The 14,693-nt window shown below is 59.4% G+C and carries 15 protein-coding genes and 1 pseudogene; 2 read left to right on the top strand and 14 right to left on the bottom strand.

Annotation, left to right across the window (positions count from 1 at the left end):
* Positions 1-299 precede the first annotated feature (299 nt).
* Together ACIPLA_RS07985 and ACIPLA_RS07980 are read left to right on the top strand one after the other, a co-directional pair.
* Entirely contained in the window at positions 300-1,664 is a 1,365-nt protein-coding gene (locus ACIPLA_RS07985; protein WP_401172862.1) for a helix-turn-helix domain-containing protein, read from the top strand.
* A gap of 644 nt (positions 1,665-2,308) precedes the next feature.
* Entirely contained in the window at positions 2,309-3,376 is a 1,068-nt protein-coding gene (locus ACIPLA_RS07980) for a PIN domain-containing protein (protein ID WP_401172860.1), read from the top strand.
* Positions 3,377-4,289: 913 nt separating this feature from the next.
* Here the strand turns inward: ACIPLA_RS07980 and ACIPLA_RS07975 are convergent.
* The 14 genes and pseudogenes from ACIPLA_RS07975 to ACIPLA_RS07910 form a co-directional block, all read right to left on the bottom strand.
* Positions 4,290-5,267, bottom strand: coding sequence for a hypothetical protein (locus ACIPLA_RS07975; protein WP_401172858.1), 978 nt, complete (start codon positions 5,265-5,267; stop codon positions 4,290-4,292).
* Positions 5,240-5,944, bottom strand: coding sequence for a hypothetical protein (locus tag ACIPLA_RS07970; protein ID WP_401172856.1), 705 nt, complete (start codon positions 5,942-5,944; stop codon positions 5,240-5,242). The genes ACIPLA_RS07975 and ACIPLA_RS07970 overlap by 28 nt, the downstream gene beginning before the upstream one ends.
* A complete protein-coding gene (locus tag ACIPLA_RS07965; protein WP_401172854.1) occupies positions 5,941-6,489 on the bottom strand; it encodes a DNA-binding protein in 549 nt (182 codons plus the stop codon). The genes ACIPLA_RS07970 and ACIPLA_RS07965 overlap by 4 nt, the downstream gene beginning before the upstream one ends.
* Positions 6,486-7,409: a hypothetical protein gene (locus ACIPLA_RS07960; protein WP_401172852.1), complete on the bottom strand. Its 924-nt coding sequence runs from the start codon at positions 7,407-7,409 to the stop codon at positions 6,486-6,488. The genes ACIPLA_RS07965 and ACIPLA_RS07960 overlap by 4 nt, the downstream gene beginning before the upstream one ends.
* The gene (locus ACIPLA_RS07955; RefSeq protein WP_401172850.1) at positions 7,406-8,113 is read right to left on the bottom strand and encodes a hypothetical protein; all 708 of its coding nucleotides are present in this window, start codon (positions 8,111-8,113) and stop codon (positions 7,406-7,408) included. The genes ACIPLA_RS07960 and ACIPLA_RS07955 overlap by 4 nt, the downstream gene beginning before the upstream one ends.
* Before the next feature lie 8 nt (positions 8,114-8,121).
* On the bottom strand, positions 8,122-9,783 hold the full coding sequence (locus ACIPLA_RS07950; protein WP_401172848.1) for a phage tail protein: 1,662 nt from the start codon (positions 9,781-9,783) through the stop codon (positions 8,122-8,124).
* Between the two features lie 9 nt (positions 9,784-9,792).
* Entirely contained in the window at positions 9,793-10,317 is a 525-nt protein-coding gene (locus ACIPLA_RS07945; protein WP_401172846.1) for a phage tail protein, read from the bottom strand.
* Positions 10,314-11,489, bottom strand: coding sequence for a baseplate J/gp47 family protein (locus ACIPLA_RS07940; protein WP_401172844.1), 1,176 nt, complete (start codon positions 11,487-11,489; stop codon positions 10,314-10,316). The genes ACIPLA_RS07945 and ACIPLA_RS07940 overlap by 4 nt, the downstream gene beginning before the upstream one ends.
* The gene (locus ACIPLA_RS07935) at positions 11,486-11,803 is read right to left on the bottom strand and encodes a DUF2590 family protein (protein WP_401172842.1); all 318 of its coding nucleotides are present in this window, start codon (positions 11,801-11,803) and stop codon (positions 11,486-11,488) included. Before ACIPLA_RS07935 ends, ACIPLA_RS07940 begins: the two co-directional genes overlap by 4 nt.
* Positions 11,800-13,785: a phage tail tape measure protein gene (locus ACIPLA_RS07930; RefSeq protein ID WP_401172840.1), complete on the bottom strand. Its 1,986-nt coding sequence runs from the start codon at positions 13,783-13,785 to the stop codon at positions 11,800-11,802. Before ACIPLA_RS07930 ends, ACIPLA_RS07935 begins: the two co-directional genes overlap by 4 nt.
* 5 nt (positions 13,786-13,790) lie before the next feature.
* Positions 13,791-13,931 carry a DUF6890 family protein gene (locus ACIPLA_RS07925; protein ID WP_401172881.1) on the bottom strand — a complete coding sequence of 47 codons (141 nt, stop codon included), beginning with the start codon at positions 13,929-13,931 and terminating at the stop codon, positions 13,791-13,793.
* A 23-nt stretch (positions 13,932-13,954) separates the two neighbouring features.
* Positions 13,955-14,245 (bottom strand): putative phage tail assembly chaperone, encoded by a 291-nt coding sequence (locus ACIPLA_RS07920; RefSeq protein ID WP_401172838.1) that lies wholly within the window; start codon positions 14,243-14,245, stop codon positions 13,955-13,957.
* Between the two features lie 51 nt (positions 14,246-14,296).
* Positions 14,297-14,458, bottom strand: coding sequence for a lysis system i-spanin subunit Rz (locus ACIPLA_RS07915; protein ID WP_401172836.1), 162 nt, complete (start codon positions 14,456-14,458; stop codon positions 14,297-14,299).
* Positions 14,419-14,592 (bottom strand): annotated as a pseudogene (locus ACIPLA_RS07910) (lysis protein); the annotation flags it as partial. The pseudogene ACIPLA_RS07910 and the gene ACIPLA_RS07915, both read right to left, overlap by 40 nt.
* Between the last annotated feature and the right edge of the window lie 101 nt (positions 14,593-14,693).

Below are 14,693 nucleotides of genomic sequence, written 5' to 3'. Positions count from 1 at the left end.
TACGGCGGTGGGTAACGTCTGCCCTACTTTATTAGAAGGATTGGCGTCATGAGTGAGTTGATTTCTTATCAACTTCTCTTTCCAACATCCATCGCCGCAAGGCAAATTTATTAGGGATTTCCGGGACATTTTCGATCATATTCCGAATACATCCCCCGGCACCGTGGACACAATGTGGACACTTTGCTCCCTAATGGCCCTCTCTCTGCGTCACTCCAGCGCTTGCATTCAGCCAAATGCGGATGCCTCCGGCTCTAAAGCGTCTAACATTTCTAAACCCTCGATTAGGATGTTTCCATATGACCGTCTCCCGCGAACGTCTAGCCGACCTGCTGATTGATACTCGAGAAGCTCTCGAATGCGAGGTCAAAAACTGGCTTGATTTGCAAGGCTCTAACGAAGACAAAGCCACCTTCGCAAAAGCGGTTCTCGCCCTTGCTAACCATGGAGGTGGCTTTATCATTCTTGGGCTTGCTGAAACTGATGTCGGCATATTGGAGGCGGGGGAACGGCCAGCCACCCTCGATAGCTACAACCAGGATCTGGTCAACGGCATCGTGCAAAATTACTGCGATCCACCGTTCCACTGTGCCGTGCACATCGTTGCAAACCCTCTTGGCGCAGTATTTCCTGTAGTGCAAGTTCCAGGCGGACATCGTGTTCCTGTAAGAGCACGCCGAGCGGGGCCAAATGGAAACACCGTCCACCTCAACGCAATCTATGTTCGCAAGCCAGGACCGCGAAGCGAGACGCCTCAAAGCGCTCAGGACTGGGATGACCTTCTAGCTAGGTGCCTTCGCAATCGACGCGACGAAATGTTCGATCAGATCAGAGATTTGATCTCTGGTGCCGTTCCGCAGGTAGAACGGCCACCAGAGCCAGCTCGGCTCGACGAATGGATAAGATCAAACCGTGAGCGCTGGACGCTCCTTACTGAAGCACTTCCTGAAGGCGATGGGCCTCGCATGCCCCATGGACGCTTTTTTATCGCTTACGAAGTAATCGGCGAACGTAGGCAAATCCCCCTGGCACAATTCCCCGATGTCCTTAGAGCGAGCGTTGTTAGACATACAGGCTGGCCACCGTTCTGGTACCCGACACGGGCCGGAATCGTACCTTATCCAATTGATGGCGCTGTCGAGTGCTGGATGGGAAATGATCGCGAAGCTGAGCTGGCATTTCGAGATCCTTCGCACTCTGATTTCTGGCGCATCCACCCTGATGGCTTAGCTTTTCTCCTTCGAGGCTATCAGGAAGATGATTCGGATGCGCAACGGCTGGGGCGCATTCCAGTTCCACCAGCAACAATTTTCGACATCACCCTGCCAGTCTGGAGGATTGGCGAAGCGCTGCTCCAAGCCCGGTGTCTCGCAGCTAATCTCTTTGAGGGGCCGACAACGATCAAGTTCGTTGCCACCTATGAAGGGCTGGCCGGTCGATCATTGGTAAGCATGGATGGCAGTCGCCACATGTGGGATGGCCGTGTCTCGCGTCAGGATACGATCACATTGAGTACGCATATTGATGCCCAGACGATAGATGCAAATTTACCGGAGATCGTTCACCCTCTCTTATCACCGCTGTACGCACTATTCGATTTCTTTGAATTACCAATGCAATTAGTCGTAGACGAACTTGCCCGCATGCGGGGGGGGAACTTCTAATCGCCCATCGCGCACCATTTTGATGAATTCTCCCTTGGTCGAATGTGGTCATTCGACCAAGCATCCAACCATAGCCCCTCGCATACTATCTCGGCCCGCTTTACGGGCCCCATAGATAGCTTCCCCCATTGTCACAAACTGAAATGGAGTAATACGCTGAAATGCCCAGTGCACAGGCCTTTGCGCCACATTGGAAATTATCAATCAAACACTCCAACGAAGGCTGGTGCGAGCCGATCAGAACTCGAAAAGCCCCCCAAATAGCCCGTTTCATAAGCTATAGCCCTTTTAAACAGGGCATTCGCAACCTAGCGCCTGAACCCGCAAGCCTTTGAAGCTAGGAAAGAAACTCTTCATTTCTTTGCAAAATCTCACACTTAGTGAAATAGCCAACCATCTCGCAGCCCCCACAGCGGGCCTACACCAGACGACCAATTGCACCACATGCCCGTTTTGCACAAAAAACGGACCCAAAGCCCGTCGGCGGGAGGGGGATAAGTGCTTTTTCGAACGTTTTTTTTCTGCCGTCGGCATTTTTTGAGTCGCTAGGTCGTATCGGTGCGCGTTGAGATAACATCAGGCACGCCGATGACAACTCGGCATCACATGGGTGGCTTCAGGCAACGGAGCGGGAGGGAATTCGAATGACGGAAATAGCCAAAGCAGCTGAAGACGAGGGGTGTCTGCTCTTTATTATGATCGATACCTGTGTGTGGCTAGATCTCGCTAAGGACTATCGGCAACGGGCCACGATTGGAGCACTCGAGGAGTTAATCAAGGCTGGTGTAGTAGAGCTACTAGTGCCACAGCTGGTGGTCGACGAATTCGAACGTAATAAAGATCGTGTCATTAAGGAGAGTGGACAGAGCTTAGCGAGCACCTTTCGGCGAGTTCGAGAAGCCGTGCATCAGTTTGGCAAACCTGAAGGACGTAAAGAGGCTCTTGCGCAACTCGGTGATGTAGACCATCGGATCGCCGTTCTCGGCGAAGCAGTGAATGATTCAATTGGGCGCATCGAAAAGCTATTCGCAGGCTCGAAGAAAATAGTGACCAGTGACGCGGCGTTACTTGGCGCGGCTTTGCGAGCCGTTGACAAGCGAGCCCCATTCCACAAAGCGAAGAATAGCGTTGGCGATGCGATTCTGATCGAGCTATACGCAGCTGCAGTAGAAGATGATAAGGGCGATGGGAACAATTACGCCTTCGTCACCCACAACAAGCATGACTTCAGCTCGGCTACAGGCGACGAGCGTATGCCTCACCCCGACATAGCCGATCTGTTCAGAGAAAATTCTAGTTACTCGATCAATCTCAATGCCTATCTCAACGAGATGGCCCCGGAATGGATTGAAGAACTCCAGGCGGAGTACGAATTTGAGGACGAACCTCGGCGGTTGTCCGAGCTGCTTGAGGAGGAGCAAAAATTGTCCCGCCAGGTCTGGTACAACCGACACTGGGGGCGACGAATTGCAATTGAGGAAGGGCGCATCAAAGTGCTTCCCGAAGCACAATACTCCAGGTCACCTTACAAACCGGACGAAATACTTGACACCATCTGGAAAGGTGCGCTGGAAGCCGCCAAGCGAACAGAGGATGAGCTTGGTCTAGAAAATCTAGGACCGTGGGATGACTTCGAATGGGGAATGATCAACGGTAAGTTGAGTGCTATTCGCTGGATGCTTGGATTCGAATGGGACATGCTCGACACGTGACTCTTCTGACGATTTTCGCGGCCCCTGAGTGGCTACGCTTTACGCTCAGTCCTTTTGGTCCATGCTGTAGTTATAAGCGCGGCTGAAAGAAAACAGGGACCGAAGTCCCTGTTTAATCACACTATGGTTGCAAGAGGACTCTGACCAAGCGAATCGACCAGTAAGCGGCTTGCAAAGCCCGGATCAATTCCTCGGGGAGGTAGCGCTCAATGAATAGCTTCATTGGATAAGCTCCGTGGAGTTCGTACTAACCTGCACCAAAAGTAGAAATGATGCAGAGTATCCCACTCGCGCTGACAACCTATTTAGGTAACTACGAATGACTTTACCTAACGAACAACGTTAGCCAACAAGTATTCCTACCAGTTAAATAACGTAACTACGCCCGTTTTGACAATCTAATTAGGTTGACGTTAGCGCCACCGAACCATAGTCTTTGAGATTCCGGTAACAAAGATGTTTGATGTTTAGTGGTTGAGCGAGATCGTAACACAGGTCCGCAGAAACAAAACGACGTACAGGTAGTACCTTGAAGCCCGCCCCGTGCGGGCTTCCTCGTTTTCGGGTATTGAAAACTATACGGACCTAAAGGCTATTTTTGAGCAAGGGCCTATCCTGCGTGGGCTTGGCGGGTGAGGTTTTTTTTTATCTATAGATTGACTTTTTTTGGGTTGCACGAACGCGCAACCCAAAAATCCGACGAGCGGTCATTTGAACTTAGGCACATGTGCCTACTTCGTCTGAAGTTGGTACATCGAAACATAAAAACGCTAATGAGTTCGAACACGAAAACAATCATGCCAGAGCGAAAAATGTATAGCGCCGAATAGAAAACCTATAGCTGACGTACAAACAACCGGTAAATTGGCGCATGTTTCCCAGCAGTTCATGCGTCGTAAAAACTACCGATCAATCACAATGTGATCGGTTTTAGCTTCGCGGATAGTGCCAACGCTGCCGCAGCCTTAGCATTGAATGCAGTCGCGTCACTGGGATTCGGCGTTGGGCCTGGTAAGTGAGTGTGCGCTGCCAACTGCGCATTCATCTGCTGCAACAGATCGAGCATGTCGCACACCACCTGAAACAAATTCACACCACTGGACCCGATCCAGCTCTTCGGCGCCTGGAGCTGCTGGCTGATCCCGGCTACGCTTTTGCGCAACCCTTGGACTTTCTCCTGCATGTCCCCACCCACCATGGTGTTGTGCTTTTGCCCTACCACCAGGTTCAAATCTCGGCCGGTGGCCTGATGCAGATCATCTACCGCCGCCAGGCTCGCGGACCCACCTGACAGCAGCTTGAGCGCGCCCAGCGCCTCGATCGTCTTTACGCCTCCCACGGACTCGGTCGAATGATCGTCAATCGTCTGCGTGTGGCTTTGGAACTGCTCACGGTTCTCCAGGGCTTCCACTTCGCGCTCGATTGCCTTGTCCTGGATCTTGCCATCAGTCTGGCGCAGCCAGTTGCCGTCGGCATCCACCCGCTGCTGGGCGGCCTCGCTGTGCTGCCACACCTGGTCGCCTTTCGGCACCCTGGGCATGCTCAGGCCGTGTGGGAGAATCGTCTGGATGTAGGGCTTGTTCGGCAAGCCATAGGCAAAGCACACCACCACTTGGGTGCCCTCCTCCGGAAAGGCATAGATGCCCATTTCCTCGCCACCGGTGGGCAGTGGCAACGGCACCCCGGCCAATGGGGGCATGGCTGGATCAGCCTCACCGTCCGAGCCGAGGACAACAATGTCCACGGCATAACGCGGGCGGAAGTCGTCGCAGATCCCGGCACCGGCCGGGGCATCGGCCACGGCGACAACCCGGGCAAAGCGCGGTAGGTGATAGCCACCGGTGAGTTCAGGGAATTGCCGCTCTACGCTGCGGCGGATTGCGTCTTCCATCGGATGGCCATCTGGTTATCGGCAAGGGCCACACTGGTGATGCGCTCGCCGTGGTTGATCGTTGCACCTGGTCGCAACCCGGGAAGGGCGGCGACCATGGCGCTTTGGTTGCCCTGGTAGCCGTCGAACAGCTCCATGGGGATCTGAAGCGGCGCACGGGCGCCGAAAAAACAGTCGGCCCAGCTGCCCACGAACACTTCGCCATTGCCCTGTTGGTGCCAGGTGAAGTCGGGAATGCTGAACACCCGGGCCAGACTGTCCATCGCCTGATAGCCGGCGGCCAGGCTGTAGAAGAACGGCGCCTTAACACTGGCGTAGGGCCGATCGGGCACGCGAAAGCGCAGTCCGGTCTGTTCGCTGACCTCGGCCAGCACGGCGCGCAAATCGACGTGACGCAAGTTCAGCGGTAGCGGGTTGGCCAGGACGGCGGCCAGCTCGCGGCAGAACAGCACCTGCTCGACAGCGTTGGCGGCGGTGCAGCGCTCAACGTAGCCAATGAAGTGCCGTTGCAACGTGCCTTCGTTGTAGCCGATGTCCAGCGTCACCAGGCCTTTCACCGGCACCGCGGATTGGATGGTGAAGGTCGCCCGGCCGGGACTGGTGGCGTCCAGCCGAACGTCGTCTTTCACCAGGGCGATCGGCGCGCCATTGATCGCCAGAATCTTGTGCAGCTTCACGTCGGCTCACTCCCGCCCAGCCACTTATCCACGCGGCCCAGCACCTTTTCAAAACCGCTCAGCGCCGGGTTGTCGTTTGATGTTCCACCGGCACCGCCTTCGCCGACCGCACTGCCCGGGGCCCCTTGGGCGTTGACCTTGTTGCCGGCGCGTCGGCCTTCGACCTTTTCCGGGTTCGACTCGCGTTCGCTCAGCGTGAACTGGACCAGCCAGGCGCGCAGTGAATCGTCCTCGCGGGCGCTGATGCCGTCGGAAAACTCGACCTGGCGGACGCCGAAGACCTCGGCCGAATCGTTGACGATGCGGTACAGATGCAACTGGCCGCCGCCGGCAGTGGCTTCGGCCAGGCGCATCAGATCGACCAGTTGGGACTTATCCACAAACGGAATCACCAACGAGACGGTCAGCGTCTTGGGCTTGAAGCCTTTGTGGGCCTTGTCGGTGTTGCTCGTCTGGCCGGACATGTCGCCGCTTTCAATCCGCAGATTGGCCGTCACCTTGAGGTTCTTGCCCTGGACTTTGTGGCCATCGAGTAGCAGCGTCATAGGCCGACCAGCTCCTGGACAAAACTCAGCCCTTCCTTCGAGCCGACCAGCATCAGGCCGGCGCACAGCACCCATTCGTGCCCCGGGGCATCGCCGGCCAGCAGCTCGCGCCGCAACTCGCTGGTGTTGCCGGGGCCGATCAGGCGGGCCTGCATGCTGACGTCAAGGTTTCCCCCAGCCAGCAGCTCTTTCAGGTCAGCCAACTGCTGATCCCGGCCCTGTTGCTGGGCGGCTTTGCGGCTCGCCAGCGCGGCCAGATCGCCCAGCGGCGAACTGTCGGCCGCGTAGCTCTCCAGCACCGCCAGTTGGCCGGCCATGGATTGCTTGGCAGCCTTGACCACCGTGCAACGCTCCAGGGGTAGCGCTTGCCAGCGCGGCAATGGTCCGGCGCCGGGGATCTCCCACTTTTCGGTTTCCAGCTTCACCAGGTGCTGGGCGCGGCGCTCCGTGCGCACCAGATCGGGGATCGGCAGCAACGCGTTGAACCGCGACAGGCTGCTGGCCAGCTGTTCCAGGCGCGTGCCCAGGAACAGAATCGACAGCGCGTATTGCGGCCCGGCGGGGCGCCCGGTGTCGGTGACGTCGTCCAGTTTCTTCGCCAGGTGTTCCAGCAGATTGGGCGCTGACAGAAAACGTTGATAGCCCGTCCCCTGGCCGATTCCGCTTTGAAACGGCGTCACCACCAGACACGCCGGCGCCTGGCCCAGCTGTTCGGCCAAGGCCGCACGGCCGGTGGCGATCGCATCTTTGGCCGCATCACCGACCGGCCCCGGGTTGGTGCTGGCCAAGCCCTCGAGGCCGGCCAGGCGCTGGGCCGTGCTGGCCAGCTCGCCGCCGGCCAGATCCTTGGCGGCCGACAGCCCTCCCATCCACTGCGTGGCCTGCTCTGGCCAGCGCATGGTCACCGGTGCCCAGGTCATGCCGGCGGCGTCCAGGTAATGGCTTTCATGGCCTGCAGATCCTTATCGTCCAGGGCATTGGCCAAGGCCTGCCTGAGGCTATCGGCGTGTTGCATGGCGGCCTGTTTGAAGCGCACCAGGTCCTGGCTGACCTTCTGTAGCTGGGCGATGGTATGCGCTCGAAAGGCTTTCACCTGGTCAACGTCATAGCAGGGGTAAACGTCATCCATACCCAGCAGCACCTGGCCGTTTAGATCCACCTGGTCATCGATCGCGCTGCTGTAGCGGTGCAACTCTCCCAGCGCATTCGAGTTGAAGCCGCCGGCGACGTACTGGCTGTACGCGGCGTCGATCGCCTGCTGCTTGTTGTCATGCAGTACGGCCAGCACGGCGTCGATATCGTCGATCCATTCGCCGTCCTGCCAGATCTGGTTCGGCCCCGGTTTTTTCAGGGTGTAGCCGGCCGGAAGCGGTTCAAACCCTTCAAGGGTTCGCGCTTTGCCGGTGTCGATGCTGTAGACGACCACGCCGCCGAGGTAGTCCACCAGTTGCCAGGCCTGGCCATTCCACCAGGCGACTTTGTGTTCAGGAATCGCTGGCGGCGGGGTTTCCACACAGCCGCCAGGAATCAGATACACCCCCGGCTCCAAGGGCGATTCGCAAGCCTCCACCGCGCCGATGTAAACGCCCAGATGATCCGTCTGGTAGACGAGTTTGTCAGTCATGATCGATCTCAATACTTGATGCAGAAAAGAAGGGCCAAGTTCTTCGGACGTGTTTCGGTACCGCCGGCAGCGACGACCGTCAGGGCGTGGGTGTGGTGACCGCCACCGCCCACGCCGATGTGGTGCGTGTGGTTACCGGCGGCGCCGATGCCGACGTTATGCGCGTGCGCGCCGTCCACCGAGGTCGGGACGGTAAAGGTTGCTCCAATGGGGTTGCCATCCACCGAGACGCCACCGCCGCTTGAGTGCACAGAACCCGGTATGTTGTGAGCGTGTGCACCTTGGGCATCAGTCCAGGCGCTGTGAGCATGGTTACCTTGCGCATCGGTCCATGCTGAGTGAACGTGATCACCAACAGCGGCGGCCGAGGCCGTGTGCGCGTGGGAATGCAGCATCATGTCTTCAAACGAGCCGAATGCACGGCTCGGGTCCAGCCCGCGACCATCGTCCCAGCCTCGCGGAAACAGGCCGCGCATATCGGGCAAGGTGAAGGTAGTCACACCGTCGCCGGCGCCGAATGTCGTACCGATGCGGGCAAAGAGGCTGGCGAAGCTGGTGCGAGACACCACCGCGCCGTTACAGGTCAACCAGCCCGTGGGCGCTACTTTCATCGCGAAAGCGGAAACCATCCCGGTCATCGAATCGCCGACCTGCTGTTGCAGCTTGTTCAGCGCGGCGGTGGTGGCCAGGATCTCGCTGCTGTTGGTCGCCGGATCGTCGCTCTTGGCGTTGGGCAAGTTACCCAGCTCCACGTCTTCTTTCGTCGTCGCCCGGGCGCGCAGTTGCTCATAGTCACCGTTGCGCGCGGCCAGGTACTGGATCAATGCGCCCGGAATAGGCTCAGCCGCCCGCAGATCAATGATGGTGGTCGAGGAAACAAAGTCAGCGATCGGCACACAGTAATGGCGGACGCCGGCAGCGTCGGTGTAGTCCACCTGGTCGCCGAAAACCACTTTCCAGCTGGCCACTCGATCATTGAGCTGGCGTTCCAGGCAGACGTCCAACCAGACTTTGCCCACAGGGATAACCCCGGTGACCGGCAACGGTACGCCCAAGGCCACCCGGATGCCCTCGATGTAGGCAGTCCCCGGTCGCAGCTGAAAGCCGGTCGCGGTCTTCTCAAAGATCAGCGAACCACCGAAGAAGCAGGCGCGGCCATACAGGTTGCGATTGCTCATGCGCTCACGCTCATCGATGCCGGCCAGGCGCACGGTAAAGTCATGCTGCCAGGTGCTGGCGTCGATGGTGACGCCGGTCAGCTCCAGGGCACCGTCGAACGCCACCAGGAAGTTGCGCGTGACGTTGTTGCCGATCTGGAGCGGTGGAATGTTCTTGCGCTTCTGCTGCAAAGGCACGGACGACACGGCGAACAGCACGCCCTCTTCGTCCTCGAGGCCGACCCAGTTGAAATCCCAGTCGCCAATGTCCGATCCCAGCTGGGCGCTGTAGACCACCTGGTTGGGGTTCACGTAGCCGGCGTTTTGCGCCGGGATGCTGTAGACATGGACGATTTGCTCAGCCGGCGGTTTGCCGGCAGCGCGATCGAGCGGCGCCACAGGGTCCAGCCCGGGCACGTTGGCGAAAATGAACTTGCTGATAATCAGCGGCTTTTTCTGGCCTTGCTTCAGGGCAATCTGGCTTTCGCCGGCCAAGGTGATATTGGCGCTCACGGTGCGCTCCTACAGGCTGGCAATCAGCGTTTGCTGGTCGTCGTTAAAGTCGATCAAGGCGATTTGCAGTGCCACGGGGGTGATGGTCACGAAGTCATAGCGCCGGCAGGTCCGGCCGTATTGCTGGATCAACACGCGCAGCAATTCCGGGTTCAGTGACAGTTGGGCATTACTGAATTTGAGCAGGACCACGTCCCAATCCCGATCGGGTTGGCGTTCCTCGATCTCGACGTAACCCACGCCCAAACGCTCGAATATGCGTTTCATGCCGGCGGTGCTGCCGGCGTCCACGGAGTTGATAAAGGCGTATTTCACCCGCAGCCGGAATAAGGCTTCGGGCTCGCCTTTGAAGCGCGTGACGTCGCGCTGCCAGGCCCACAATTCGAGGATGGCCAGGTGGCAGGTGTCCGGGTCAATTTGCTGGTAGGGCCAACGCATCCAGCCGGTGACGGTTTCCCACCAGGCCTGTGCAGCGGCGGTCAGCTTGGACAGTTCGGTCCCTTCCAGCCAGAACGGCAATTTGAGCTTGATCACTTCATCAGCACCGTCAGTTTGTCGATCCGGGGAATGGTCAGCGCGCTGACGATGTCCACCATCGGGGTAATCCTCAGCGATTCGATGCCGGGAAACTGGCCGTGCAGTTCCTCGGTCAATCGGCTGAAACTGAACCGCGACTGCGGATAAGTGAGCGTCGGTTGATAGTCGCGGGGTGTGCTTTCACGGAACGCGGCTCGCACGAACAACTTGATTTCATGTTGCAGATCGATCACCTGGGCAGGCGTCAGATTGGCCCGTGGCCAGACGTTGAACAGCAGGACCACCGGCACTTCGGGCATGACCATGGCCAGCAGGTCATCGCCGTGGCCATGGTTGCCCTGGTCGCGGATGTGCGCGTTGATTTGCTCCAGATAACTGTCCGCCGGCACACCGGCATCAAACAGCACATAGGCGTTCGCACTGCCCGGCCCCCGGGGCGCTCCGTGTTCGAAGTACACACCATCTGGCCGCACGCCCGGGAAGGCGGAAATCATGGCGCGATACACCGCGTCGGTGTGCCACTGGTTGACCGCCGAGAACTGGTTGCGCACACGCAGGCGCAACTGGTCGTTGGGCTCCGGATCCGCGCCAGGTGATTCCAGCCAGCCGTCCCGGTTCGCCACCTGGGCAATGCCCGGTACCGGAACCGGCAGGATCGCGTAGTAACCCGGCGCCAGGTTGTAGCCGCTGCCGGCCTCGCTGGCTTCCACCGGCACTTCCAGCTGCAACTGCCCTTGCTGAAAGGTCGCGGCAGCCGTCGTGGTCAGCTGGTAGACGTTGCCGTTGATCGCAGCAGATTGCACCGCGATACCTTTTTCCAGCTCCATCACGCCGTCCGGCGTCGCCCGGGTAAACAGCAACGTGCCCCGGGCTTTGGTGGCGCCCTTGCGCTCGACGTTGACCGCCCAAGCGAGCATGTCCAGCCAGGCGTCCACCGCCGTTTTCACAAAGAAGTTCGGCAGCACGGTCAGGCACAGGAAATCCAGCAGCCACAGCACCGGCTTGGTGACTAGCGCCGTCATCACCCGCCAGAACGGCGAATAGCTGCTGGTGTTGGCCACCTTGGCGCCTTGGGCTTCGACCTCCTTTTCCCAGGCGGCTTTCAAACCGGCCTCGGTGGTTGGGATGCCGGCGTCGGCGATCACCTGTTTAAAATCGACCTCACTCACAGGTTTACCTCGATCAATCCGAATTTCAGGGTTTTGGCGGTGACCAGGTACTGACCTGGCTCCAGCTGCGTGATGTGCGCCGTCCCGGGCACCAGGCGCTCGTCGGCTTCCACCAGCAGTTCCATCTGCTGGATGCAGTCGCGTTGCCGCAGCCGATCGCGCTCGGCCACCAGCGTGACCAGTAGCCCGCTGTCGCGGATCATGTGCGCGATGTCCTGGGCGATGCAGGCGCGGTCATCGATCAGCCGCGGCTGATGCGAAGGGTCCAGCGTCAGGTCGTTGTTGACGATCAACAGGTCCACGTATTCGCTCATCCGCCCACCGCCATGGCGACCATGTTTTCCATCTCCAGCGGGGTCATGGTCTTGCCGGTGTGAATGTTCACGTTCTCCACATGGGTGCCCTTGTTCTGGCTGCTGCTGTTGTTCTGAATGCTGGTCAGCAGGCCGCCAGGCGGCACCGCTGTCGGTCGTGTGGGGGAAAGGCTGGGGATGGCCGCATTGATGGTCTGCTGGGCTTTCTGCGCGGCGTTGGCGGTGTCGGCGGCGTTGGTGGCCGCCTCGATGCCGGGCACCTCGGGCATGCCGCCCAAGCGCGCTTCGATGTTCACGCCGGGGATGCTGTTGATCATCTCGATCAGGCTATTGATGGCCTTGTAAAAGACACCGACGATGCTGTCCCAGGCGGCCTTGGCCATGCCTGACCAGCCGCCCATGGAGTTGAACCAGTCGGACAACGCCTGGAACTGCTCGCTGACCCACCGGAATGCCTCGCTGTTGAGCAGCGCACTGGTCCACTCGTCCCAGTAGTAAATGGCCGCGACGACGATCGCGACCAAGGCCACGATGGCGACGATGATCCACACCACCGGGTTGGCCAGCAGTGCGGCGTTCACCAGCCAGATCGCACCTTGCCAAAGCAGCATGCCCACCCGAACCAAGCCCATCCAGGTGTACATCAGGGCGAGCCCAGCCACGAACGCAATGACCATCACCGTGTGATAGAGGAACATCGCCACACTGCGCAGGCCGGTCATGGTGAGGATCTTCCAGACCGTCAGCAGGCCCAGCCAGGTCATCTTCGCGACGCCCACTGTCAGGGTCAGCAGCGACATGCTGGCAATGATCGTCATGATGGTCAGCGCGGTGATGCCGATCACGCGGGTGATGTTGGGGAACAGCTGCGACCAGCGCACCAGCGTCTTGCCGATGTCGACCATCTTGTTCATGAACGGCGACAGCACCGGGATCAGCACCTGGCCAAATACCACGCGCATGACCTCGACCAGGGACGCCCATTGCTTCCACGGATCGACCATCGCCTGGGCCATGCGCTCGGCATTCTCCAGGCCGCGCACCTTGCCCAGCTGCGCGATGCCGTCACGCAAGCGCCCGGTGTCCTTGGCCAGTGCGCCGATTACCTGGGCGCCTTCGCCGCCGAAGGCCTCCATCAGCTTGGCCCCGGCCGAGGCGCTGGTCAGGTCGCCGAACTTGCCCTGGAGCTTGTCCAGGATGGTCATGATCGGCAGGATCTTGCCCTGCTGGTCGGTGAACTTCATGCCAAGCTTTTCCGACGCGGCACCGATGTTTTCGAAGAACGCCTTGTAGCGCCCGCCGGCATCGCCGCCTTCCATGGTGCTACTCAGGGTGCCGATCACCGCCATCTGTTCGGCCAAGTCCACTCCCGCCGTCGTCGCGATCGCGCCGGCCTCCTTGAAGGCGTCCTTCATGGCAGAGCCGCTGGTGCGGAACAACTGAACCGCCAAAGCCGTCTGGCCGCCCAGTCGTTCGACCCACGCGCCTTTGCCCATGGCGTCGGCCTGGGATTTCTGCAAGTTGTAGAGGGTGCCGACGTATTCGCCCATGGTCGCGGCGTCGGTCTTGGTGGCCTTGGCCACCAGGTTGCTGGTATTGGTAAAGATCGCCAGTTGATTGCCGGCCAGCCCTTTAATCGCACCATCGATCTGGTACGCCGAGGCGACGAATTCCCGGGCGTTCTCGCCGTAGTTCACCGCGAACTCCAGCGACTTATTGTTGAGTGCGGTCAGCGCATCCTCGGCCACGCCCAGCGATCGAACGTCGCCCAGGGCGCGATTGACCTCCAGCGCTGGCGCCATGGATTGCTGAATCCCGATCACCGCCGCCGTCAGACCGCCCAGGCCCAGGCCCATCGTCTTGATGTGCTTTTCGCTCTGCTCGGCAAGGTCGGAAAAACCCATTTTCACCTTGCCCAGGGGCGCGGTGACCTTGTCGGTCAGGCTCAGGATGAAAGCCAGGCTGGCGCTACGGTCTGCCAATGTCGTTACCCGTTCAGCGCAAGGGCGATGCCGTTTGCCACGGCCATCTCCATGCGTCTCCAGTGTTCATCCTCCAGCCACTTGGCCGTGCCCATCGCCTCTGGCGTGAGCTCGGCTCCCGGAAGCCAGCGGTTCGTCAGGGCCATCAGCTGGCCCAAGCCGTTTTCGGTCAGGCGCTCAGCGTGGCCGAGCGCTTTTTTACGATCACCTCAACGTTCGGCGCGTATTCCTCCAGCAGTGCGCCGGCGATTTGCATCACCATCACCGGGTTGCCCAACAGCGGTTTCAACGTGGCTTTTTCTTCCTGCTTGACGGTGGTCATCAACAGGTTGTTGCCCGGTGCGACCTTGTTGGTTTGCGTCAGCGCGTTGAAGTATTTGGTCACGTCCGCCGGGGTCAGGTTGAAGGTGAATTCCTGTTCGCCGACTTCCAGGGTGATTTCGGTGTTTTGTTGGCTCATGGGATAGCTCTCAGGTTGAGGTTGAAGAAATTGGTTGTCCTGGTGCGCCGGTTATCGCTGGCACACCCTGACGATGTGTTGCTGCAGGCCGAGAACCATTTGCCGGCTTAGGGCGAGTTGGTCCCGGAGGGTGAAATAATCCGGTCGAGCGTCTGCTGCGAGTTCGGCGGCTCCTGCATCAGCCAGGCTGCCGGCGCCGGAATCGGCGGGCACTGCTGGGCAGGTGGCTTCAACGCGCAGCCGCTGACGGCCATCGTCAACACGCGGCGCAGGCCTTGGTTTTCAGTGCGTACATGATTCAGTTCCGTGGTGTTTTGCTGGTCGATCGCGTCCCGTTCGGCGAGCATTTCGCCGCTGATGCGGGCTGCTTCACGCAGGCCTTTCACTTCCGATTGCGCGCTGTCGCGCTCGCGCCGGGCATCGTTGCGCTGATCAGTCACCCGATCGA

This window comes from Pseudomonas sp. NPDC086112 (assembly GCF_044746425.1).
Taxonomy (GTDB): Bacteria; Pseudomonadota; Gammaproteobacteria; order Pseudomonadales; family Pseudomonadaceae; genus Aquipseudomonas.
The sequence above is the reverse complement of the archived record's forward strand: the minus strand, read 5'-3'. Positions and strand labels throughout refer to the sequence as shown.

Bases quoted from the DNA above. Each gene is read 5' to 3' on its own strand.
- ACIPLA_RS07985 (WP_401172862.1), top strand. From the start codon at position 300: ATGACCGTCTCCCGCGAACGTCTAGCCGACCTGCTGATTGATACTCGA.
- ACIPLA_RS07980 (WP_401172860.1), top strand. From the start codon at position 2,309: ATGACGGAAATAGCCAAAGCAGCTGAAGACGAGGGGTGTCTGCTCTTT.
- ACIPLA_RS07975 (WP_401172858.1), bottom strand. From the start codon at position 5,267: ATGGAAGACGCAATCCGCCGCAGCGTAGAGCGGCAATTCCCTGAACTC.
- ACIPLA_RS07965 (WP_401172854.1), bottom strand. From the start codon at position 6,489: ATGACGCTGCTACTCGATGGCCACAAAGTCCAGGGCAAGAACCTCAAG.
- ACIPLA_RS07960 (WP_401172852.1), bottom strand. From the start codon at position 7,409: ATGACCTGGGCACCGGTGACCATGCGCTGGCCAGAGCAGGCCACGCAG.
- ACIPLA_RS07955 (WP_401172850.1), bottom strand. From the start codon at position 8,113: ATGACTGACAAACTCGTCTACCAGACGGATCATCTGGGCGTTTACATC.
- ACIPLA_RS07935 (WP_401172842.1), bottom strand. From the start codon at position 11,803: ATGAGCGAATACGTGGACCTGTTGATCGTCAACAACGACCTGACGCTG.
- ACIPLA_RS07925 (WP_401172881.1), bottom strand. From the start codon at position 13,931: ATGGCCCTGACGAACCGCTGGCTTCCGGGAGCCGAGCTCACGCCAGAG.
- ACIPLA_RS07920 (WP_401172838.1), bottom strand. From the start codon at position 14,245: ATGAGCCAACAAAACACCGAAATCACCCTGGAAGTCGGCGAACAGGAA.